At 63.7% G+C, this 22,797-nt stretch carries 19 protein-coding genes and 2 tRNA genes; 12 read left to right on the top strand and 9 right to left on the bottom strand.

Annotated elements, in window-relative coordinates:
• Window positions 1–94 precede the first annotated feature (94 nt).
• Window positions 95–1,063: an alpha/beta fold hydrolase gene (locus C8264_RS09980; RefSeq protein WP_162783558.1), complete on the top strand. Its 969-nt coding sequence runs from the start codon at window positions 95–97 to the stop codon at window positions 1,061–1,063.
• Window positions 1,064–1,233: 170 nt separating this feature from the next.
• On the opposite strand, the gene hisN is transcribed toward C8264_RS09980, so the two are convergent.
• Window positions 1,234–2,022: a histidinol-phosphatase gene (gene hisN / locus C8264_RS09975; RefSeq protein ID WP_108460846.1), complete on the bottom strand. Its 789-nt coding sequence runs from the start codon at window positions 2,020–2,022 to the stop codon at window positions 1,234–1,236.
• A 101-nt stretch (window positions 2,023–2,123) separates the two neighbouring features.
• Window positions 2,124–3,020, bottom strand: a complete 897-nt coding sequence (locus tag C8264_RS09970; protein ID WP_245893046.1) for an N-formylglutamate amidohydrolase — start codon at window positions 3,018–3,020, stop codon at window positions 2,124–2,126.
• 196 nt (window positions 3,021–3,216) lie between these two features.
• On the opposite strand from C8264_RS09970, the gene cpdR reads away from it, so the two are divergent.
• From cpdR to C8264_RS09955, 3 genes are all read left to right on the top strand, one after another.
• Entirely contained in the window at window positions 3,217–3,576 is a 360-nt protein-coding gene (cpdR, locus tag C8264_RS09965; protein ID WP_108460844.1) for a cell cycle two-component system response regulator CpdR, read from the top strand.
• A gap of 255 nt (window positions 3,577–3,831) precedes the next feature.
• Window positions 3,832–3,906, top strand: a tRNA-Val gene (locus C8264_RS09960).
• A gap of 29 nt (window positions 3,907–3,935) precedes the next feature.
• Window positions 3,936–4,010 (top strand) — tRNA-Val (locus tag C8264_RS09955).
• Window positions 4,011–4,339: 329 nt separating this feature from the next.
• Here C8264_RS09955 and C8264_RS09950 read toward each other — a convergent pair.
• The gene (locus tag C8264_RS09950; protein ID WP_162783557.1) at window positions 4,340–5,122 is read right to left on the bottom strand and encodes a metallophosphoesterase; all 783 of its coding nucleotides are present in this window, start codon (window positions 5,120–5,122) and stop codon (window positions 4,340–4,342) included.
• A gap of 78 nt (window positions 5,123–5,200) precedes the next feature.
• Complete coding sequence (locus C8264_RS09945) at window positions 5,201–5,815, bottom strand: pyridoxamine 5'-phosphate oxidase family protein (RefSeq protein WP_108460842.1); 615 nt, start codon at window positions 5,813–5,815, stop codon at window positions 5,201–5,203.
• A 99-nt stretch (window positions 5,816–5,914) separates the two neighbouring features.
• Here C8264_RS09945 and msrB point away from each other — a divergent pair, with 99 nt between their 5' ends.
• Entirely contained in the window at window positions 5,915–6,319 is a 405-nt protein-coding gene (gene msrB, locus C8264_RS09940) for a peptide-methionine (R)-S-oxide reductase MsrB (RefSeq protein WP_108460841.1), read from the top strand.
• A 139-nt stretch (window positions 6,320–6,458) separates the two neighbouring features.
• Here the strand turns inward: msrB and hrpB are convergent, their stop codons facing one another.
• Window positions 6,459–8,900, bottom strand: a complete 2,442-nt coding sequence (gene hrpB, locus C8264_RS09935) for an ATP-dependent helicase HrpB (protein WP_108460840.1) — start codon at window positions 8,898–8,900, stop codon at window positions 6,459–6,461.
• Between the two features lie 101 nt (window positions 8,901–9,001).
• Here hrpB and C8264_RS09930 point away from each other — a divergent pair, with 101 nt between their 5' ends.
• Together C8264_RS09930 and C8264_RS09925 are read left to right on the top strand one after the other, a co-directional pair.
• Complete coding sequence (locus C8264_RS09930; RefSeq protein ID WP_108460839.1) at window positions 9,002–9,943, top strand: DUF72 domain-containing protein; 942 nt, start codon at window positions 9,002–9,004, stop codon at window positions 9,941–9,943.
• A 3-nt stretch (window positions 9,944–9,946) separates the two neighbouring features.
• Window positions 9,947–10,810: an aldose 1-epimerase family protein gene (locus C8264_RS09925; RefSeq protein ID WP_108460838.1), complete on the top strand. Its 864-nt coding sequence runs from the start codon at window positions 9,947–9,949 to the stop codon at window positions 10,808–10,810.
• A gap of 146 nt (window positions 10,811–10,956) precedes the next feature.
• On the opposite strand, the gene C8264_RS09920 is transcribed toward C8264_RS09925, so the two are convergent.
• On the bottom strand, window positions 10,957–12,306 hold the full coding sequence (locus tag C8264_RS09920; protein ID WP_108460837.1) for a sigma-54-dependent transcriptional regulator: 1,350 nt from the start codon (window positions 12,304–12,306) through the stop codon (window positions 10,957–10,959).
• 139 nt (window positions 12,307–12,445) lie between these two features.
• Window positions 12,446–14,341, bottom strand: a complete 1,896-nt coding sequence (locus C8264_RS09915; RefSeq protein ID WP_108460836.1) for an ATP-binding protein — start codon at window positions 14,339–14,341, stop codon at window positions 12,446–12,448.
• 165 nt (window positions 14,342–14,506) lie between these two features.
• Between C8264_RS09915 and C8264_RS09910 the strand changes: the two genes are divergently transcribed.
• The 3 genes from C8264_RS09910 (at window position 14,507) to C8264_RS09900 (ending at window position 17,614) form a co-directional block, all read left to right on the top strand.
• A complete protein-coding gene (locus C8264_RS09910; protein ID WP_108460835.1) occupies window positions 14,507–15,487 on the top strand; it encodes a tripartite tricarboxylate transporter substrate-binding protein in 981 nt (326 codons plus the stop codon).
• Window positions 15,488–15,634: 147 nt separating this feature from the next.
• A complete protein-coding gene (locus tag C8264_RS09905) occupies window positions 15,635–16,099 on the top strand; it encodes a tripartite tricarboxylate transporter TctB family protein (RefSeq protein WP_108460834.1) in 465 nt (154 codons plus the stop codon).
• A 9-nt stretch (window positions 16,100–16,108) separates the two neighbouring features.
• Window positions 16,109–17,614, top strand: a complete 1,506-nt coding sequence (locus C8264_RS09900) for a tripartite tricarboxylate transporter permease (RefSeq protein WP_108460833.1) — start codon at window positions 16,109–16,111, stop codon at window positions 17,612–17,614.
• 17 nt (window positions 17,615–17,631) lie between these two features.
• On the opposite strand, the gene C8264_RS09895 is transcribed toward C8264_RS09900, so the two are convergent.
• Complete coding sequence (locus C8264_RS09895) at window positions 17,632–19,143, bottom strand: helicase HerA domain-containing protein (protein ID WP_108460832.1); 1,512 nt, start codon at window positions 19,141–19,143, stop codon at window positions 17,632–17,634.
• A 347-nt stretch (window positions 19,144–19,490) separates the two neighbouring features.
• Complete coding sequence (locus C8264_RS09890) at window positions 19,491–20,771, bottom strand: Gfo/Idh/MocA family protein (protein WP_108460831.1); 1,281 nt, start codon at window positions 20,769–20,771, stop codon at window positions 19,491–19,493.
• 278 nt (window positions 20,772–21,049) lie between these two features.
• On the opposite strand from C8264_RS09890, the gene C8264_RS09885 reads away from it, so the two are divergent.
• Both C8264_RS09885 and C8264_RS09880 read left to right on the top strand, forming a co-directional pair.
• Complete coding sequence (locus tag C8264_RS09885; protein ID WP_108460830.1) at window positions 21,050–21,724, top strand: GntR family transcriptional regulator; 675 nt, start codon at window positions 21,050–21,052, stop codon at window positions 21,722–21,724.
• 41 nt (window positions 21,725–21,765) lie between these two features.
• Window positions 21,766–22,740 (top strand): aldo/keto reductase, encoded by a 975-nt coding sequence (locus tag C8264_RS09880; protein WP_108460829.1) that lies wholly within the window; start codon window positions 21,766–21,768, stop codon window positions 22,738–22,740.
• Window positions 22,741–22,797 lie beyond the last annotated feature (57 nt).

Raw genomic sequence — 22,797 nt, 5'->3', positions numbered from 1 at the left:
TGAAAGAAGAGCCAGTATCCCCACCGGGATGCTGGCTTTCTTTTTTCACGATCTCTGCTTTAAGACGGAGGCGCATTCTTTCCCGGACCCGTTCATGAACGCCGTCGTCGACCCCAACGGACCCAAGCTGGTCAACATCGCGTCCAATCCGGTTCCCCAGGGCGCGCGGGTCGGGTTTTTCCGGACCCAGGACAAGGTGCAATTGCGCTATGCGCTGTGGCCTAAATCGGAGGGCAAGCACCGGGGCACCATATGCCTCGTGCAAGGGCGCACCGAGTTCATCGAAAAATACTTCGAAACCATCGAGGATTTCCGCCGCCGCGGTTTTTCCGTCGCAACCTTCGACTGGCGCGGGCAGGGCGGCTCGGACCGGCTGATCCCCGGCAAGCTCGGCTATGTCGACCGTTTCGAGGATTACTGGTGCGACCTCAGGAGTTTCCACGGCGAAATCCTGCTGCCCGATTGCCCGCCGCCATACTACCTCGTCGGCCATTCCATGGGCGGATTGGCCTCGCTGTTCGCCGCGATCAACGACCGGTTGATGTTCGATCGGGTGTTCCTCTCCGCCCCGATGCTCGCGTTGGACGGACAGCCTTTGAGCATGCAGGGGATGGCCAGGGTCTGCGAGGCGCTGAGCTTTTTTGGGCTTGGCCGGCTTCCCGTCAGCCGTGGCGCCGACCGGCCGCAGTCCAAGGCGAACTTTCCCGGCAATCCGCTGACCAGCGATCTCAACCGCTACATGCGCAGCGTCGACCTGCTCCGGGCCCAGCCGTCGCTGGAAGTAGGGGCGCCCACCATCCGATGGGCCGCGGCCGCGATGGGGGCGATGGCGGAAGCGGGGCGCGATGAATTCCCCGCCCGCGTGCGCATTCCCCTGCTGATGCTGGCCGCGGCCCGCGACGAGGTGGTCTCGACCTCCGCCATCGAGCATCTGGGCCTGCAAATGCGCACCGGCCGCCACGCGGTGATCGCCGGCGCGCGACACGAATTGTTCATGGAAAACGACATGATCCGCGGCCAGGTACTGGCAGCGTTAGACGCGTTCATCACCGAGCAGAGCTAGAGCCGGGGTCTACTGGGGGGGGTGGTTCCACCCACGGAGTCATTCCCGCGAAAGCGGGAACCCCTGTTTACTCGCTCATAGATATCAAACGGAGGTTCCCGCTTTCGCGGGAATGACCCTGTGACAGGGGAATGACCGGACGACAGTTGAGAAGCCGGTACGGACCCAAATCAGCTCGCGTTGACCAGTTCCAGCGCCTTCTCCAGCAGTTCCGGCGTCGCGGCCGCCACCACATTGCCGCCGCCGGTGGGTTCACTCCCGTCCCAGCAAGCGATAGCGCCGCCGGCCTGGCGGATGATAGGAACCAGCGCCGCAATGTCGTAAGTGTTGAGGAACGGCTCGATGACCAGATCCGCCTGGCCAGCGGCGAGCAGGGCATAGCCGTAGCAATCCATGCCGAAGCGCTGCAGGCGCGTTGCTGTCTCGATGGCCGTCCATTTGGCTAGCAATTCCGGCGTCCGGAACAATGCGGGCGTGGTGGTAAAAACCTTGGCGGCAGAGAGGTCGGTCTCGCCGCTGGTGCGCAGGGGTTGGGTTTGCCCATTGCGCTCATAGCTGGCGCGGCCGGGAACGGCGAGGAAGGTTTCTCCGATAAAGGGCTGGCTCATCAGGCCCGCGATGGCGACCCCGTTATGGGCAAAACCGATCAGCGTGCCCCAGACGGGAGCGCCGGAAATGAAGGCGCGGGTGCCGTCCACCGGGTCGATGATCCAGGTGTAGTCGCTGCTGCCCGAACTGCCCCATTCCTCGCCGATGATGGCGTGGTCGGGGAAGGCTTTGGCGATAATGGCGCGGATCACCGTTTCGGCGCCGCGGTCGGCCTCGGTGACGGGGTCAAAGCCAGCGGCGAGCTTGTTGTCGACCCCCAGATTGGTGCGAAAGAGCGGCAGCGTATGGGCTGCGGCGGCCTCTGATGCGGCAAGGAGGGTAGCTTCGACTGTGGCGAGATCGACGGTCATGCAGCGGCGTCCGGGCAGGTCGGGGTGGTGCGCTGGTAGCATGATGTTGTGGTCGTGGGGAATGGCGGGCGCGCAAGGGAATTACCCAGTAGACCTCGTGGCTACTCTGCCGCCAGCTTCTCCGGAATAGCCTGCCCCGCCACCAGTGAGGGCAGATCCAGCCCGATCAGCGCAAAAATCAGCCGATCGATGATGCCCACCACGGCGGCGAAGCCGTCGTTTTTAGCCAGCGTTACTTCGTTCATATAGAGATGACGGCTGATTTCGATCTGCAGGGCGTGCACGCCATGTTGCGGGCGGCCGTAGGAGCGGGTGGCAAAGCCCCCGGCATAAGGGCGGTTGCGGGCGACGCGCAGGCCGGCGCTGGCAAAGATGGTTTCAACCAGGTCGATCAGCGCGGGGGCGCAGGTGGTGCCGTAGCGATCGCCCAGCACGATATCGGGCGCGGCCTTGTCGCCGGTGCGGGTGATGCGCGGCATGGAGTGGCAATCGATCAGCAGGGCCACCCCGAACGCGGCCATGGCTTCGCCGAGCAGCTTTTGCAGCGCCGCATGATAGGGATGGTAAATCCCCTCGATGCGCATGCGCGCGTCGTCCAGCGTCAGGCGTTCGCGGTAGATGGGTTTGTTTTCGGCCACGACGCGGGCCAGCGTGCCCAGGCCAGCGGCAACACGCGGCGAAGTGGTGTTGAACCGGTCCGACAGCGGCTCGACGAACATGGCGGGGTCGAGTTCCCAAGGCTCGCGATTGACATCGAGATAGGCGCGGGGGAAGTGCGCCCTTAGCAGGGGTGCGCCCAGATGGGGAGCGCGGGCAAAAATCTCGTCGATCCAGGCATCTTCCGATTGTCGGATCGAAAGGTGGTCAAGCCTTGTCATTGCCAGGAACCGCTCAGGATAGATGCGGCCGGAATGGGCTGAGTTGAACACCAATGGCGAGACCAGTCGGCGGGGCCGAATGGTTTCAAATGCTGGCTGATCCCAATAGTCGGACCGCACGCTGCCTCCATATGGGGCGCCCCTGCCGCGGCGCCAGAACTGATTTGCCCTTTCACTGTCGCCGTTTACGCAAGGCTTGTCCAGATTGTCGCAATCTCGCGAGCGGAGAAATCGCCGGCATTTGCGAATAGGCAAACTTGCCTTAAACATCACAAGGTAAATTGCGACTCACTTAGCCAGAAGGCCGGAGAGGTTGATGAAGCGAATTCTGCTCGCGGAAGACGATAACGACATGCGCCAGTTCCTGACGCGTGCCCTCAAGAACGCGGGCTACGAGGTGGTTTCGTTCGATAATGGCCTCAGCGCCTATGAACGCCTGCGCGAAGAGCCGTTCTCCTTGCTGCTCAGCGATATCGTGATGCCCGAAATGGACGGGATCGAACTGGCGCGGCGCGCCACGGAACTCGATCCGGACCTGAAGGTGATGTTCATCACCGGCTTTGCCGCCGTGGCGCTGAACCCCGACAGCGACGCACCCAAGGAAGCCTCGGTGCTGAGCAAGCCGTTCCATCTGAAGGACCTGGTGAACGAGGTCGAGCGGCTGCTGGCGGCGTAGGGCTGCTGGGAGAATCAACCACCACGTCATCCCCGCGAAAGCGGGGATCTGCCTTTCCTGGGCACCAAAGTGAGGTTCCCGCTTTCGCGGGAATGACGTGGTGGGCGAGGACATATCCCCCAGCAAATCACCGACGTATTCCACAGGCGCAAATTGTCCGCGCCACCCGCGCGGAAGCCTCTTGACCCATCCGGGGGTTTTATGGTCTATCCGCGCCACTGGAACGGCCTTGCGGCGGTTCCTTCCCGGAGAGATGGGCGTATAGCTCAGCGGGAGAGCACCTCGTTGACATCGAGGGGGTCACAAGTTCGATCCTTGTTACGCCCACCATCTCTCTAAGACTTTCGCCTTCAGGCGACGGGAGTATAGCTCAGCGGGAGAGCATTCGCTTCACACGCGAAGGGTCACAAGTTCAATCCTTGTTACTCCCACCATTCTTCTTTCTCGTGATGCCGGCCTGCAAACGGAGATCGTCTGCGCTTCCGGTGCTCACGTACCAAAGTACGCTCCGCTCCGGTTCTCGCCGACCACCATTTCGACTCGGCCTGACGAGAAAGCCCGACTGAGAAAACCGTGCGCTGCTGACTGACAAACTCCCCCAATCGGGAAGTGTTACTTCGTTCGCTTTTCCCACCGGGTCATTCCCGCGAAAGCGGGAGCCTCCGTTGGCGATGGTTGCAAGGAAACAGAGGTTCCTGCATTGGCTGGAATGGCGATTGCGGTGGGAAGCAATCGGAGATGCTGTGACTCCGGCTACTCTGCCCTACCGAAAAATTTCCGCATTACCATCGATGAAATCATCAAACAGCACTGTGGTGCTCTCCGGCGTGCCGATAACCACCGCCATCTGCCCGGGACCGCTGAGCCAGCGCATCGGCACACTGGGCTGATCCACACTGACAGAATAATGCCCGCCTGACAGCGTGGTGAAGGGCAGCCCGTGCCAGATGGCGGTGGAGGTCAGGTGGACATGGCCGGCGATGATTTGGCGAATGTCGGGGTGGGTCTTGAGGGCGGCGATGAAAGCCTGGGGCTCAAGGATGCGGATGTTGTCGGATTCGATATGCAGCGCATTGGCGTTGTGGTGGAGAACCACGACCACCGGACGGTCGATGGCCTCGGCGAGGCGGGTGCGGAGCCAGGCGATCTGGCGCTCCTCGATCACGCCATCGACGCGGCCGGGCTCGGCAGAATCGAGCAGGATGATGCGATAGCCCTTGATGTCGATGATTTTGTCGATCTTGCCGGTCTCGGCAGCATGATGCTCGCCGAAGACGGACAGGAAAACATTGCGGTCATCGTGGTTGCCCAGGGTGATGTGCACCGGAATGGGCATGCGCGCGATGATGGTCTTGAGGCGCTCATAAGCGGCAGCATCGCCCAAATCGGACAGATCGCCAGCGAGGATGCACATATCGGCGTCGCCATAGCGGGCGATCACCGCATCGACCGCCTGTTCGAGCCGCTTGCCCGTATCGAGCGTCAGCGACATCTGCCCCTCCGGCACGACATGCAGATCGCTCATCACCACGATGCGAAGCGTCATCTTCTCGTCCCCCATCAACTTCCCCGGCCGAAGCTCACCATGAGCTGCCCTGGGTTGTCATATGCAATCTTCCGGCCATCACCACATGGTCTGCCGGGCGCGCTCGGGCCAAGCCTCGTCATAGGCCTTGCCGCCCACTTCCCGGTCGGTCATGGCGGCAAGGATTTCGCCAGGCGTTGGCAAGGTGGCCGGATCGATGTGGCGTTCGGGGTTCCACAGATCAGAGCGGATAATCGCCCGGGCGCATTGGAAATACAGCTCGTCGATCTTCATGACGATGACCGAACGGGGCGGCTTGCCTTCCACCGCAAAGCTCTCGAGCAGGGCGGGCTCGATGCTGAGGTGAGCCCGGCCATTGGCGCGGAAAGTGGTGCCGGAGCCCGGCAGCAGGAAGAGGAAAGCGCAGCGCGGGTCGCGCACGATGTTGCGCAGCGAATCGATGCGGTTATTGCCGCGCCGGTCGGGCATCATCAGGGTGCTGTCATCATGGATGCGCACGAACCCCGCTTCGTCCCCGCGCGGCGAGCAATCGATCCCGTCTGGACCGATGGTCGCCAGAGCCGCAAAGGGGCTGGCTTCCACGAAGCGCCGGTACTCCGGCGTCATGCTATGGGCCACCTTGCGGGCCGCCGCGGGCGCGGGGGCCGGGGTATAGAGCGCTTCGAGCTGCTCGAGCGAGGCAATGATCGACACGGGTTTCACCTTGGGTTGATTGCGACAGGGCTCGCGGCGGCTCGGTTGACGCACTATATCTAGCCCATGTTCAGTTTCTGGAAAAAGCGGGAGAACCCCATGGACGCTCATACTTTCGCCGTGACGCGCACCGATGCCGAGTGGCGGGACCGGCTGACGCCCGAGCAATACCAGGTGATGCGCAACCATGGGACGGAACGCCCCGGCTCATGCGCGCTGTTGCACGAGCACCGCTCTGGCACGTTTTCATGTGCGGGATGTGACACTCCGCTGTTTGAATCGACGCTGAAGTTTGAAAGCGGCACTGGCTGGCCCAGCTTCAACGACCCGCTGCCGGGCGCCATCGAGACCACCGAAGACCGCGCCTACGGCATGGTGCGGACGGAATGCCATTGCGCCACCTGCGGCAGCCATCTGGGCCACGTATTCCCCGACGGTCCCCCTCCCACGGGACTGCGCTATTGCATCAATGGCGTGGCACTGAATTTTGCGCCTGCTGAATAATTCGAGAGCCCCGGAGCGATCCGGGGCTTTTTTGTGGCTGGGTGCCACGACCTCGTGGGTTCGACAGTCTCACCATGAGGTCTGTTGAGAGTTTCCAGCAGACCTCATCCTGAGCCTGTCGAAGGAGGAGGGCGTGGCGCTATGTCCCGCGCGGCTTGGCCCTCGCTGTCGGCGCAGCCTTCGCGGGATCGTCCGGCCAGGGGTGGCGGGGGTAGCGGCCCTTGAGCTCCTTGGCGACGTCGGCCCAGGAGCCGTTCCAGAAGCCGACGAGGTCGCGCGTGGTCTGGATCGGCCGATGGGCCGGCGAAAGCAAGACCAGCAACAGGCGAATGCGGCCCTGGGCGATGGTGGGGTGGCGCGTCAGCCCAAACAGCTCCTGCACCCGGATTTCGATAGCGGGGCCATTTTCGGCTGAGTAGTCGATGGGCACCGCATTGCCGGTGGGCGCGGTGAAATGGCTGGGCAGGAGCGCCTCGATCTCCTGGCGCTTGGCATAGGGCAGCATGAGATCCAGCGCGGTGCGCAAATGCTCGCCGGTGATTTCGGAAAGTTTGGTGAGACCGAACAGGGCGGGAGCGAGCCATTGCTCGACCGTGGACGCCAGTACGTCCGCGTGCAGGTCGGGCCAGTCATCGCCCAGCGTGCCGCGCAGGAAATTGGCGCGGGCCCGCCAGGCCTTCTGCTCGCGGCTCCAGGGCAGCAGGTCCAGTCCCGCGCGGGCGGCCGCCTGGGCGAGCAATTGCGCGGCGGCTTCCATGTCGGTGACGGGAATGGGTTCTTCGGTCAGGCGCAGGGCATCCAGCTGGCGGGTGCGGCGGGCGCGGATGCTGGCCGAAGCGGAATCGAAACTGAGCGTCTCGGTCTGCGTGATGCGGGAAGCGAACAGCTCCTCGATTTCTTCGCGGGAAATTGCTGCAGCAGCGCGGATACGGCTGTTGGCTGCGGTGCCGGTCATGTCTGAGACGACGAGGAACTGCTGGCGCGCGAGCGGGTCGGTTTCATCGAGCGATGCCTGTCGCCCATTAGCGAGGCGGAATTTTCCGCGCGGGCCGGCGGCCTGCGCGACGCGGTCGGGATAGGCGCGAGCAAGATGGGTACCAAGCCCGGAGCTAAATGGAAGCACTTTGCGAGCATGCTGCCAGCGCTTTGCAAGATTTCGCGCGTCCTGCGCGCGTTTGCTTCGGTCGAGGCGGAACCGGTCAAGGCGCTGGGCCAGGTCGGTGCTGTCGCCCCCCAAGCCTCGTTCGCCGATAAGCGCGGCGAGTTCGGCAGCCGTCTGGGTGTCGTCCCCGGCCGCCACAATCATGTGGGCCAGGCGGGGGTGAAGCGGCAGGCGGGACAAGGCTTTGCCCTGCTCCGTGAGCCGGCCATCAGCCTCAAGCGCATCGAGTGATTGCAGGAGCGCGATAGCCTCCGCCCAGGCCGGAGCAGGCGGAGGATCAAGGAAACGCAGGGCTTTCGGGTCGGTAACGCCCCAGGTCGCGAGGTCTAGCGCAAAGCCGGCAAGGTCTGCGGCAAGAATTTCCGGAGCGTCAAAACCTTCCAGCGCTGCCGTCTGCCCCTCGTTCCAAAGGCGGATAGCAACGCCAGGACTGGTGCGGCCGGCACGACCCCGGCGCTGATCGGCGCCGGCACGCGAAACGCGGCGGGTCTGCAGCGTAGTGAGCCCCGTGCCCGGCTCATAAACGGGAACCCGGCGGAAGCCCGAATCCACAACGATGCGGACACCCTCAATGGTGAGCGAGGTTTCGGCAATGGAGGTCGCCAGCACTACCTTGCGGCGACCCGGCTCGGCGGGGCGAATGGCGCGGTCCTGCTCGGCGGGGGAGAGCTGGCCATAGAGGGGCGCGATGTCGGTATTGCGGGGCACGCGGCCAGCGAGGCGTTCGGCGACGTGGGTGATTTCACCCTGGCCGGGCAGGAATACCAGGGCCGAGCCCTCGTGCTCGCGCATGGCGTCGAGCACGGCGGTGGTGACTTGATCCTCCAGGCGCTGCAAGGGGTTGGGTTCCCTGTGCAGGGTTTGAACCGGGTATGTACGGCCCTGGCTTTCGATCACCGGAGCGTCGTCGAGCAGGCGAGCGACGCGGGCGCCGTCGATGGTGGCGGACATGACCAGAATGCGCAAATCGGGCCGTAGGGCAGTGGCATCGAGCGCCAGGGCCAGGCCCAGATCGCCATCCAGGCTGCGTTCGTGGAACTCATCGAACAGTATTGCGGCAATGCCGGTCAGCTCGGGATCGTCGAGCAACATGCGCGTGAACACGCCTTCGGTGACGATTTCGACGCGGGTGCGGACGGAGATCTTGCTGTCCATGCGCACGCGATAGCCGATGGTCTGGCCGACATCTTCGCCCAAATGCCGCGCCATCTGGGCGGCGGCGGCGCGGGCGGCGAGGCGGCGGGGTTCGAGCATGATGATGCGCTGGTCTTTGCGCCAGGGGGCATCGAGGAGGGCGAGGGGGACGCGCGTGGTCTTGCCGGCGCCGGGCGGAGCAACGAGCACGGCGGCGGTGCCGACCGCGAGGGCGGCAAGGAGCGCGGGCAGGGCTTCGTCGATGGGGAGGAGCGGCAAGGGCATGGGCTGGTGTTTGGCGGATTGGGGGCGGTGGGGCAAGGGGGTGGCTGCAACGCGGACGGTTGCCTAGCCGTTGTGGCCCCAAAACAAGGGATGTGTGCAGCGTGGTTGGGCGGGGCGAGGTCAGGATCGGGGTGTCGGGGTGGACGTATCGGCCCTGGCGGGGGAATTTTTATCCTGAGGGACTGGTGCAGAAGCGGGAGCTGAGCTTCGCGGCTTCGCAGTTCAACGCGCTTGAGATCAATGGCACGTTTTACGGCATGCAGACGCCTAAGGCTTTCGAGCAGTGGGCGGGGACGGTGCCCGAGGGGTTTGTGTTTGCGGTGAAGGGTCCGCGCTATTTGACCCATATGCTCAGGCTCAAGCAGCCGGAAGTGCCGCTGGCCAACTTTTTTGCCTCGGGGCCGCTGGCCATGGGTGAGAAGCTTGGGCCCATCTTGTGGCAGTTTCCCGAGCGGTTCCGGTTCAACAAAGAGCGGATCGAAGCGTTTTTTCGGCTGCTGCCGCGGGATACCGTCGAGGCTGCGGTGCTGGCGCGGCGGCATGATGGGCGGCTGAAGGCGCCGCCGGATCTTGGCGATGGCGTGGTGCGGCCGATGCGGCATGCCATGGAAATCCGGCACGAGAGTTTTCGCGATCCGGAATTCATCGGCCTGCTGCGGCAGTACCAGGTGGCGCTGGTTTGTGCCGATACGGTGGACTGGCCGCTGCTGATGGATGTGACGGCGGACTTTGTTTACTGCCGGCTGCATGGCTCGGTGGAACTTTACAATTCCGGTTATACGGAAGCCGAACTCGACATTTGGGCGGAACGAGTGTGCAACTGGGCGGCGGGTCGCGCGACCGACGGGAACTTCGTTATCGGACCGACCGATGATGGAAAGTTGCGGGATGTTTTCGTGTTTTTTGACAACACGGACAAGCTAATGGCGCCGGGGGACGCCCGAGGATTGATGCGGCGGCTGGAGGTTGAGTGGGAGGGCGGTTTGACGGAGGGCGACGAAACTGGCGAGATGGTGAGAACCGGTAGACATACAAGGAGCTGATCCATGGCGGTCGTGAAAATTGCGAATGAGCATCTGAGCGTCGAGGTGTCGTCCATGGGCTCTGAGATGCAGTCGATCAGGACCAGCGATGGGCAGGGCTGGTTGTGGAACGGAGATCCGGTGTTCTGGGGTGGGCGTTCGCCAGTGTTGTTTCCCATTGTGGGCAAGGCGCCCGACGATCATGTGAGCATCGATGGGCAGCGCTATCCGATGGGGCAGCACGGCTTTGCCCGGCGGAGCGAATTTGCGCTGCTGTCCAGCGGTAGCGATTTTTGCCGGTTCGAGCTGGTTGCCAGTGCGGTGAGCCGGGCGGCTTATCCGTTCGAGTTCGGGCTGGTGATCGAGCACCGGCTGGAGGGGCGGGCGGTGCGTGTTACGGCGGAGGTGCGCAATCTCGATCACCGACCGATGCCGTTCGGGATCGGGTTCCATCCGGCGTTCCGCTGGCCGCTGCCGGGCTGCGAGGGGCAGGAGCACACTGTGGTGCTGGACAATGGGGCGGAGCCGGCGCTGGTGCGGCTGTCGGGTGGGCTGGTGGAGCCGGAGGAATTGCCTTCGCCGTTCAGGGATGGGGCGCTGACGCTGAGTCATGAGATGTTCGAGCAGGATGCGATGATTTTCCCGGCCGGCGCCGGCGCTGGGCTGCGTTATGGGACGGGGGAGAAGGCGGTTCGTTTCAGTTGGGAGAATTTGCCGAACTTTGCCTTGTGGTCCAAGGGAGGCGGGCGTTTTGTGTGCCTTGAACCGTGGCATGGGACGGCGGCCGTGGTGGGCGGCGGCGATGCGCTGGAGGAGCGGCCTTATGGCGAGGTCTTGGGACCGGGGGCGGTCGGGCGGTATGCGTTTCGAGCGGAGTTGGAGGGGTAGCGCTGCGCCGAAGAATCGGTCGGGAGCGTTAGCGAGAGCTGCGGAAGCACCACCATCGGGGCCAGCCTACCCCCCACCCTTGATCCCTCCCCGCGAAGGGGGAGGGTGTCGACTGCGGCTTTCGAGCCGCAAGTTATCTGGGCTGGCTAGCGCCTGACGCCGAGGCGTGTCATTTTTTCGCTTAGAGTGCGGCGGGGGACCTGGAGGGCGTCGACGACGGCGGCGATGGAGTCGTTGTGGCGAGCCAGTTCGGTTTCGATGATCTGGCGCTCATAAGCGGCGACGCGGTCGGCAAGGCTGGCGGAGGAGGTCTGCGGTTGCGGCTTGGTGCCCAGGATCGCGTCGAGCGAGCGGCCGGTGGTGTCGAGGCCCAATGCGAAGCGATCGGCTGCGGCCTTGAGTTCGCGCACGTTGCCGGGCCAAGCATGGACAAGGAGCGCATTGATATCGGCGGGGTGAAGGGTGGGCGCAGGCTTGTTGAAGCGTTGCGCGGCCTGTCCTAGGAAATGGTGGAACAGCAGGACGCAGTCATCGCCGCGCTCGCGCAGGGGCGCCAGATGAAGGGTGGCCATGTTGAGCCGGTAATAGAGATCGGCGCGGAAGCGTCCGGCCTCGCTTTCGGCGGCGAGATCTGCCTTGGACGCGGCGATGATGCGCAGATCGAGCGGGATCTGGCGGTTGGAGCCGACGCGCTCGACGGTGCGCTCCTGGATGACGCGCAGCACCTTGGCCTGCGCGAGGAGCGGCATGGATTCGATCTCGTCGAGCAGCAGCGTGCCACCATTGGCGAATTCGAACTTGCCGATGCGCTTGTCACGCGCCGAGGTGAAGGCGCCCGCTTCGTGGCCGAACAGTTCGGACTCAATCAGTTCGGCCGGGATGGCGGCGCAATTGACGGCGACGAAGGGCTTGTTGGCGCGCGGGGAGAAATCATGAAGGCACCGGGCGATGACTTCCTTGCCGGTGCCGGTTTCGCCGAAAATGATGATGTCGGTGGGCACAGGGGCGAGCTCGCGCACGGCGTGGCGCAGGCTTTCCATGGTGGGAGAGGCGCCGACGAGGCGAGTGGCGAGCTCGCATTCGCCACCATCGAGCTTGCGGCGAAGATCTGCAATTTCACGCTTGAGCGCGGCCTGCTCGGCGGCGCGGCGCAGGGTTTTGACCAACTGGTCGGGCACGTAGGGCTTTTGCAGGAAATCGAAGGCGCCGGCGCGCATGGCGTCGACCGCCATGGGCACGTCGCCATGGCCGGTGATGAGGATGACTTCGCTGGCGACAGTGCGTTCGCGCACATTGCGGAGCAGATCGAGTCCGGAGAGGCCGGGCATGCGCACGTCGGTCAGGATCACATGGGGGTGGGCATCGTCGAGCATGGCCAGGGCCTGGGCAGTATCATTGGCGACATGAGTGGTGAAGCCGGAAAGGCGCAGCCATTGTTCAAGCGCGGTGCGTACCATTTCTTCGTCGTCGACGATCAGGACGGTGGGAGTGGTCATGGTTCAGGCTCGGATGTGGGAAGGAATGGGGTGGGGGCTATTGGTGAGATCCCCGACATTTGGGCCAGTCTTCCCCCACCCTTGATCCCTCCCCGCGAGGGGGAGGGTGACGACTGGGGCATTGGGGATCGGGTGTAGGTCATTGAGAGTAGGCCTTGGGGCGAGAGGGAGCAGTGGCGGCGGCACCTGCTACCAAAGGCAGCCTCACCGTGAAGGTGGCGCCTTGGCCTGGGCGGCTTTGCGCTTTGATGGTGCCGCCCATGTCGCGGACGAGGCCATAGGAGATAGAGAGGCCCAGGCCCAGACCGCGGCCGGCTTGCTTGGTGGAATAGAAGGGGTCAAAGACATTGTTGAGATCGACCGGGGCGATGCCGGTGCCGGTGTCGGCGACGCTGAGCTCGACGCGGTCGCCCATCGGGGTGAGGGCGATCGAGAGCAGGCGCACGGGGCTTTTTTCCATGGCGTCGGCCGCATTGGCGAAGAGGTTGATGAGCACCTGTTCGAGGTGGATCGGATTGGCGGGTACCAGTAGGGCGCCGGGGTGACGGCGGTAATCGATATCGATGCCCAGGGCTTTGAGCTTGTGATCGACCAGGTCGAGGGCATTGGCGATGACGGCCGAGAGTTCGGCCTGGGCGTGGGCGCTGGGTTGCTTGCGGGCAAAGCTCTTGAGGTGACCGGTGAGGGCGGCAAGGCGATCGACCACCTTGTCCATGGTGAGGAGAATTCCGGCGATATCGGCGTCGTTGCTGCGCGCGGCGATGAGCTTGGCGCTGGCCAGATGGGTGGTGAGGGCGGCGACGGGTTGGCTGACCTCATGGGCGACGCCGGCCAAGGCTTGGCCCAGGCTTGCAAGCTTTGCCGCCTGCACCAGGCTTTGCTGGGCGTCGCGTTCGGCGGCTTCGGCGCGGATGCGCTCGGCGATTTCGGCGCGCAGGGCTTCGTTGGTGATGTGCAGATCTTCGGTGCGTTCGGCAACGCGCTGCTCCAGCCGATCATGCTCGGCGAGGCGCTGGCTGACGCTGCGCTGACGCTGGATCAGCAGGGCGATGATGAGCAGGAAGGCGGCGGCGCCCAGAGCCGTGGCAGCAGCGGCCGTCCAGGCATCGCGGAAGATGGGGCCGGTGGGAGTGAAGGAGACGAGGCGCCACTGATGAATGGGCAGGCGCAATTCGTCGAACAGGAACAGGCCCGAGGTCTCGGGGTCATCGCCGGCGATATAGGCGAGGCTGGTGCCGCGGGAGGGCCAGATATCGGCAGCAACGGGCGTGGTCTGGAAAGGGGCGGTGCCGTAGCGGCGTTCGTCCGGGATGCGGGCGATGTCGGCAGCTGGTAGCGGCGATAGCGGGCGGTAGCGCCAGTCGGGGCGGGTCGAAAGGATGGTGACGTTGTTGACGTCGACAATGCCGATGAGTTCGCCCGAGCGCCACCAATTGGCTTCGATCTCGCCCAGATTGATCTTGGTGACGGCGACGCCGAGGACGCCGTCGGGGCCGTCGATGCGGCGGGTGAGGAAATAGCCGGCGACGCCGGTGACGGTGCCCACGGCGTAGAATTTGGCATCGCCGTCGCGCATGGCCTCTTCGAAATAGGGGCGGTAGCTCAGGTTTTCTCCGACGAAACTGTCATAGGCCCACCAATTGCTGGCAGCGACGACGTGGCCCTCCAAATCCATGATGAAGAGTTCGCCCGCGCCGGCGGTGTCGTTGAGGCGGGAGAGGAAGCCGTTGGCGTTTTCGCCTAGCTGAGGATCGCCGGGGTTGGCGAGCAGGGTGCGGATATCAGCGGCAAGTGCGATGCTGGAGGGGAGGTAATGGAAGCGCTCGATGATGGCTTCCAGCGTACGATCGAACAGGATCAGGCGCCGGTCCGCCTGCTGGCCCGCACTGGCTATGGCGCCGGCGAGCGCGATCTCGAAGGCGGCCCAGCCGACCAGCAGCACGAATACCAAAGCGGCGCCGGACCAAGTGAGCTGGCGGCGGGAGAACAGGTCGCGGATGATCGGATTTGGATTCAGACAGAAGGTCCTTGGCAAGAAACTGCCGAAAGCAATCAGCAGAATGGCAAGATTTTGCCGAAACTGTTAACATGCCGCGTGGGTTTTGCATATCTGCCCTGCAGTTTTGAGTTGGCACGCGCTTTGCAAAGGGCTTCTGTGGCCGGCGCGAGCCGGTTTCAAGATTATCCGGGAGGAACAACAATGAAGAAGACTGCAATCACCCTAGCGGCAGGCGCACTGCTGGCGAGCATGGCTTTTGCCGGATCGGCCTTTGCGCAGGATTATCCGACCAAGCCGATCACCGTCGTCGTGCCGTTCTCGGCGGGCGGACCGACCGACACCGTGGCGCGCCTTGTCGCCGAGGTCATGAGCCAGGATCTGGGCCAGCAGGTCGTCGTGCAGAACGTGGGCGGCGCAGGTGGTACGCTGGGCGCCGGTCAGGTCGCCGTGGCGCAAAATGACGGCTATACGCTGCTGCTGCACCATATCGGCATGTCGACGGCGCCGACGCTTTACCGCAGCCTGCCCTATGATCCGACCACCGATTTTGCCCCGATCGGGCTGATCACCTCGGTGCCGATGACGCTGGTGGCGCGCAAGGATTTCGAGCCCAATACGATGGCCGAGCTGCTCGACTATGTGAAGGCGAATGGCGAAGACATCACCTACGCCCATGCCGGCATCGGCTCTGCCAGCCAGTTGTGCGGCATGCTGTTCATGAACGCGGTGGACGCGCAGATGACCACCGTGCCCTATCAGGGTTCAGGCCCTGCCATGACCGACATCATTGGCGGGCAGGTCGATCTGATCTGCGATCAGACCACCAACACGACCAGCCAGATCCAGGCCGGGGAAGTGAAGGCCTATGGCGTGACCTCGCCTGAGCGGCTGGGCAATCTGCCCGATCTGGCCACCACGGCCGAGGGCGGGCTGGAACTGGAAATCGGCGTGTGGCACGGGCTTTATGCGCCGGCCGGGACCGACGCCGCGATCATCGAGCGGCTGGAAGCTGCGTTGCAGGTGGCGCTGGCCAATGAGACGGTGATCAGCCGCTTTGCGGAGCTTGGCACGGTGCCTGTGACCGCCGAGGAAGCAACTCCGGCAGCGTTGACCGAAACGCTGACCAGCCAGATCGAGCTCTGGAAGGGCGTGATCGAAGCCGCGGGGGTCTACGCGGACTAAGACAAATGCGTGTGGTGGGGTCTCAGCAGACCTCACCCTGAGCCTGTCGAAGGGCGAGGTCGTGGCACGATCAAGCCACGCCCTCGTGGTTCGACAGGCTCACCATGAGGGCTACTGGAGTAGCTCAATCATCTAAAAGGGGCGGCTGTGGCGGTTTCCAATTTTTCGACCAAGGACCTGGTGTCCGGCGCTATGTTCGTCGCGGCAGGGGCCTATTTCGCGCTTGAGGCGCTGAACTACGAGGTCGGCACGGCCTTCCGCATGGGCCCCGGCTTCATGCCGTTGCTGCTGGGCTGCGTGCTCGCGGCGCTGGGCCTTGGGGTCGCGGCAAACGGCTGGAAGAAGCCGGATACCGAACGGCCCCTCAGCCCGCCATGGCGGGCCATGGTGCTGATTATCGGGGTCATCATCTTTTTCGGCGCGACCATTCGTGGGCTGGGCTTCGTGCCGGTGGTGCTGGTGTCCAGCTTTGCCGCCGCCATGGCCAGCCGGTTGAACTCGCCGGTATTCGCACTGCTGCTGGCGGTGACTCTGACGGTGCTGTGCACTGCCATTTTTGTTGTTGGGCTCGGCATGACAGTGCCGTGGTTTGGCCCCTGGCTGGGGATGTAGGAGCCCATCATGGACATCATTGCTTCGCTTGGCCTGGGCTTTTCGGTCGCGCTCGACCCCATCAATATCCTTTACTGCTTCATCGGCGTACTGCTGGGCACGCTGGTGGGATGCCTGCCGGGCATCGGACCCACGGCGACCATCGCCATGCTCCTGCCGATCACCTTTTCGCTGTCGCCGGCCGGCGCGCTGATCATGCTCGCCGGCATCTACTACGGCGCGCAATATGGCGGCTCGACCACGGCCATCCTGATCAATCTGCCGGGGGAAAGCTCCTCGGCGGTGACGGCGATCGATGGCTATCAGATGGCCAAACAAGGTCGCGCCGGGCAGGCACTGGCCACGGCGGCCCTGGGATCGTTCTTTGCTGGAACGGTGGCAACGCTGCTGCTGGCGTTTTTTGCGCCACCGCTAGCAAGAGCGGCGCTCAATTTCGGGGCGCCGGAATATTTTGCGCTGATCGTGCTGGGCCTGCTGGTCTCGATCGCACTGGCGCATGGGTCCATTCTCAAGGCCTTGGGCATGATCGTGCTGGGGCTGCTGCTGGGCATGGTGGGGCAGGATATCTATACCGGCCAGCCGCGCTTCACCTTCGGGATTCGCGAGCTTTATTCGGGGCTGAACTTCGTGTCCGTGGCCGTGGGTGTGTTCGGCGTGGCCGAAATCCTGCGCAATCTGGAAGACGAGAAGAGCCGCGACGTGATGGTCAAGTCCGTCAAGGGGCTGTGGCTCAGCATGACGGACTTCAAGCGCATCATCGCGCCGGTCCTGCGCGGGACGGTGCTGGGGTCACTACTGGGCGTATTGCCGGGTGGGGGGCATATCCTGTCCTCGTTCGCGTCCTATTCGGCGGAAAAGCGGCTCTCCAAGACGCCCGAGGAATTCGGCCGCGGGGCCATCGAGGGCGTGGCGGGGCCGGAATCGGCCAATAATGCCGCGGCGCAAACCTCGTTCATTCCGCTGCTGACGCTGGGGATTCCGGCACACCCGGTGATGGCGCTCATGGTGGGGGCGTTCATCCTCCAGGGCATTACGCCTGGGCCGAACGTCATCAACGACCAGCCGGCGCTGTTCTGGGGCATCATCGCCTCGATGTGGATCGGTAATGTGTTGCTGGTGCTGCTGAACCTGCCGCTGATCGGGCTGTGGGTGAAGATGCTGTCCATACCCTATCGGGCGCTGTTTCCGGCGATCGTGCTGTTTGCCTGCATCGGGTGTTTTTCGATCAACCAGAACATCTACGATGTCTATGCGATCGGGTTTTTCGGGGTTGTCGGCTACGTGCTGATCCGCTTTGGGTGCGAGCCGGCGCCGCTGCTGCTGGGGTTCGTGCTGGGGCCGCTGCTGGAAGAGCATTTGCGGCGCGCAATGATCATTTCGCGTGGCGATCCGATGGTGTTTCTGGAGCGGCCGATTTCAGCGACGCTGCTGGGCCTGGCGCTGCTGGCGGTGATTATCGCGGTGCTGCCGGGTATTCGCCAGAAGCGGAAGGAAGTGTTTGTCGAGGAGGATTGAGGAGGCAGTGCGGTAATCTACTCGGCCGCGCCGCGTTCTTCCACCATGGCGTCCGGCCCGTTGGGGTCGCCGGGGGCGGTTTCGGCGGAGAGGTCCGGGAAGGCGACGACGCGGTTGTTGCGGAAGTCGAGGCGGACGACAAGGAGGCCCCGTTCTTCGAACCAGGTGAGGAGGCGGCGGGCGCGGCTGGCGGAGTGGGTGCCGTAGAGGCGTGCTAGAGTAGCGTCGGACGGGCAGGGGGCGCCGGTGAGCGCCGCCTGGGCGAGGACCAGAAACACGCCCTGAACGTCTTCGGTTAGTGTTTCAGAGAGGCTGAGAGCCTGCTGCCACCCGTCGGATTGGGCGATATCGGCGTCGGGCGCGACACGTGCAACGGCGAGCTTGCGCTTGAAGACCGGTAGCGCCGGCGGCTCGCCGGGAACGCGGCGGATGCGGCAGCGGACCAGGAAATCCTGGTAGAGGACAGCGACGGTGCGGAAGCTCGCGTCGGGATCGCCCAAGATTTCCACCAGAATCGCGTCGATCTGCGAATCGCGCTCGGCTTCGTCGATCTCGGGGAACAGCGTCTGCGGAACGGGTTCAGCGTCAGCGCGGGGGCGCGACAGCTGAGCCAGCAATTCATTGGTGGACGGTGGCGGCGGCGGGGCCGGACGGCGCACAACGGGGCGCGTCGCTTCCTCGGGGGAGGCGGTAAAGATCAGCTCGGCCGCATCGACCGGCGCTTCGGGCAGCGGCGTGAGCTTGGGGCTGGTGGAGCGGGCGGAGGTTTCCACCGCGCCGATGGTGACCGGCAGCGGGCGGCGGGAAATCGCGGGCCCAAGGGCAACGAAATGGCCACGGGCAAGATCACGGAACTGCTCGGCCTGACGCTTTTCCATGCCCAGCAGATCGGCGGCGCGGGCCATGTCGATATCGAGGAAAGTGCGGCCCATCAGGAAATTGGAGGCTTCGGCGGCAACGTTCTTGGCGAGTTTGGCGAGGCGCTGGGTGGCGATGACGCCGGCAAGACCGCGCTTGCGGCCGCGGCACATGAGGTTGGTCATAGCGCCGAGGGATAGCTTGCGCGCTTCGTCGCTGACTTCGCCGGCGGCGGACGGGGCAAAGAGCTGGGCTTCGTCGACGACAACCAGAACGGGATACCAGAAATCGCGGTCCGCATCGAACATGCCGCCGAGGAATGCCGCGGCGGCGCGCATCTGCTGCTCGACGTCGAGCCCTTCAAGGTTGAGCACGACCGAAACGCGGTGCTGGCGGACGCGGCCAGCAATGCGCGTCAATTCGGCTTCGGTGCGCGTGGCGTCGATCACCTGATGGCCGAAGCGCTCGGATAGCGTGGTGAAATCGCCCTCGGGATCGATGATGCACTGCTGCACCCAGGGAGCGGATTGTTCGAGCAATCGCCGCAGCAAATGGGACTTGCCGGAGCCAGAATTGCCCTGCACCAGGAGGCGCGTGGCCAGCAGCTCCTCGAGATCGAGCGTCGCGGGCGCGTGGCCCGTACTCACGCCCATGTCGATTGCTACCTTCATCGTGTCTCCCGAACGGGTGTCACGTCCCAGTGGCACGCACACACGCAAAACTTTGGCGAGGGATAACACGAACTGTCCCCGATTCGGGGAAGGTCTCATTGATCTTGCACAGGATGTGGGGGTGGGCGCCCCCACCCTAGCTTTGCTACGGCCTTGCGGCCTAGCGGCGCTACCCTCCCCGCGAGGGGGAGGGTGGGGCGGGTGGTAGTTCGGGGTGTTGGGATTTTGGCTCCTCCCCCTCCAGGGGGAGGTTGGGTGGGGGTGCGAGAGCCCGGATATCGGGGCTTTTAACCCCCACCTTGATCCTCCCCCTGGCGGGGGGAGGAGTCGACTGAGGGATTGCGCCCCTAGAACTTCACCAACGTGTTCACATTGACCGGCAGGCCGGTGTCGAACGACTGGTTGGCGGCGATGCCGGTGAGGATGGAGAGGGCGCCATCGCGGTGGTTGGCGCCGTAGCCGGGCTTGGGAGTGGCGTTGCCGAAGATTTCTTCGAGCATGATCTTGTCGCCGCCGCCATGGCCGCCTTCACCCTGCTTGACGGGAACGACGCGCGCTTCGCCGTGGAGGGGGAAGTGGTAGAGGTTGATGCCTTCGGCGGCGCCCTCGGCGGTCGAGGTGGAGCCGGCATTAATATAGGAGGTTTCTCGAACCATCAGCTCAAGGCGCCCGCCCGTGCCGTTGATGGCGACGTTGAAGCCTTCCCAGGGGGCGTAGGCGTAAAGCGAATAGGTCATGATCGCCTTGTTGCGGTAGCGGACCATGACGTTCATGGTGTCTTCGATGGAGATGCCGTCGCCAAAGACGTTCTGGTCGCGCTGGTAACCGTCTTCCTTTTCGGCGTCCCAGTAGAGGCCCTTCTGGACCGGGTTTGCCGTGAGGTCGATGGCGAATTTGTCATCCTTGGCGGCTTCGATGCCGGTGGTGCGGGTATAGGGCGTGAACACGCCGCGTTCTTCGGCATTGGCGCGGCCGTAGAATTTCAGGTCGCCCATGGCAAAGACGGTGTCCGGCTGGGAGCCGAGCCAGAAATTGACCAGGTCGAAATGGTGGGTGGATTTGTGGACCATCAGGCCACCCGAATTGCGCTTGTCGCGGTGCCAGCGGCGGAAGTAATCGGCGCCGTGACGGGTATCGAGTAGCCATTCGAAATGCACCGAAGTCGGCGTGCCGATGGCGCCTTCGGCGATCAGTTCGCGTAGGGCTGAATTGTGCGGGGCATAGCGATAATTGAAGGTGACGCGCACATTGCGCCCGGTGCGCTCGACGGCGTCGAGAATCTCCTGGCACTTCTCGGGGTCGGTGGTCATCGGCTTTTCGGTGATGACGTCGCAGCCGGCTTCGAGGGCGGCGATGATGTAGTGATGGTGCGTGCGGTCGATCGAGGTGACGATGACAATATCGGGCTTGTGCTGCTTTATCATGTCGGCGAAGTCGGCAGCCTTGAAGGTGGGTACGGGCTGACCCGAGAATTCACGTTCGATCACGCTGTTGGTGTAGTCCATGCGAACCTGGTTGGTGTCGCAGAGGGCGACAAGCCGAGAATGTTCGCGGTGGGGGCCAAGGATGGCCTGATAGAACATTCGTGCACGACCCCCGGTCCCGACGAGCGCGTAGGTCTTGGCCATTCCGTATTTCTCCAATGTCGACAAATCGTGCGCCAGAGGGTGGCGCTTGTCAGGCATCTACCATACAAGATTGAGGAAGGGTATGGTTTCTTTGTGTGTTTTGATGAGGCAGGCGGGGTGCGCCAATGACGGGCCAATAGTCACCCTTGGGCTTGACCCAAGGGGGTTGTACTCTAGGAACTCAGTGAGTGTAGAGTCCTCGGGTCAAGCCAGAGGGTGACGTGCAGTGGGTGTGAGGGCCCAATGGGCGAGGCGAAATTGGAGATGCAATCAAACCTATGACCAGCGTGCTCGATATCCCCGAGGAGACCATGTCGCTGCGCGTGGTGGGGGCGTTGCGGGACGAGATCGTCAGTATGGCCCTCAAGCCCGGTGACGTGATCTCGGAAAGCGATATTGCGGCGCGCTATGGGGTGTCGCGGCAGCCGGTGCGCGAGGCGTTTATCCGGCTGGCGCAGCAGGGATTGCTGCTGATCCGGCCCAAGCGCGCGACGGTGGTCAAGAAGATTTCACCCGAAGGGGTGCGCCAGTCGCGGTTCATTCGCGAATCCATCGAGGTGGAAGTGGTGCGGCGGGTGGCGGGCAATCCGGGGGCGGATGCGGCTGCGATCCTGGATGAGTTGATTGCCGACCAGGAGCGGGCGTCGTCGGCGGCGGATAGCCGGCGCTTTCACCAGCTCGATGAACTGTTTCACCGCACGCTCGCGCGGCTGGCCGGGGTGGAATATGCTTGGCAGCTGATCGACGATCATAAGATGCAGCTGGACCGGGTGCGGTTTATGACACTGGGCGTTTCGTCGGCGCAGGTGGCGATCGGGGAGCACAAGATCATCGCGGCAAAAATTGCCAATGGCGACGTGGCGGGTGCCGAGGCAGCGATGCGGGCGCATCTGGGACGGGCCGAAATATTGTTGACGCAGACGATCAACGACTTCCCCGATTATTTCGAATAAGCGATGCGTGGAATTTGCACCGTTTTGGAAGAGGATTACCAATGAAGACGCGTCGCTTGGGCAAGACCGGGTATGAAGTCTCCGAAATCGGGTTGGGCTGCTGGCAATTGGGCGAGGCGTTCGGGCCGGTGAATGACCAGACGGCGGAAGAGATTCTTGCGGCGGCGGACGCCGCGGGCGTGACGTTCTGGGATACGGCTGATGTTTATGGCGGCGGGCAGAGCGAGCGGCGGATCGGGGCGCACCAGAAACCAGCTGGGGTGAAGATCGCGACCAAGCTGGGTCGCTCGGGGGAATTGTTTCCCGACAAATACACCAAGGAGGGCATTCGCGAGAGCTTGGCAGGGTCGGCCGAGCGGCTGGGCGCCGCTAGCCTTGATCTGGCGCAGCTCCATTGCGTGCCGACGGCGGTTTTGCGCGACGGTGCGATCTTTGGCTGGATGGACGAGCTTAGGGCTGAAGGGCTGGTCAGGCATTGGGGCGCGAGTGTCGAGACCATCGAGGAGGGGCTGATCTGCCTCGACCAGCCGGGCTGTTCGACCCTGCAGATCATCTTCAACCTGTTGCGCCAGGATGCGGCCAAGGAATTGCTGCCCAAGGCGGCGGAAAAGGATGTTGGCATCATTGTGCGGCTGCCGCTGGCGAGTGGGCTTTTGAGCGGGAAGTTCGACAAGGAAACGCGCTTCGACGCCAACGATCACCGCAACTTCAACCGCGACGGGCAGGCCTTTTCGGTGGGCGAGACGTTCTCCGGCATTCCGTTCGAGCGGGGCGTGGAACTGGTGGCCGAACTCAAGGGATTGTCGCCAGAAGCCATGCCGATGAGCCAGTTCGCGCTGCGCTGGATTTTGGATCATCCGCAGGTTTCGACGGTGATTGCGGGCGTCAGCAAGCCGGAGCAGCTCGCCGACAATGTGGCGGCGAGCGAGCAGAAGAGCCTATTCCCGGCGCTGATGGGCAAGCTCAGCGAGTGGTACGAGAAGGATGTGAAGCCTGAGATCCGGGGCGGGGTTTAATTCTGGATCTATCAGTCGGCACCCTCCCCCTTGCGGGGAGGGATCAAGGGTGGGGGT

It is taken from the genome of Devosia naphthalenivorans, from assembly GCF_003056355.1.
GTDB classification, from domain to species: Bacteria; Pseudomonadota; Alphaproteobacteria; order Rhizobiales; family Devosiaceae; genus Devosia; species Devosia naphthalenivorans.
Note: the sequence above shows the minus strand (reverse complement) of the source record. Positions and strands in the feature narration are given on the sequence as shown.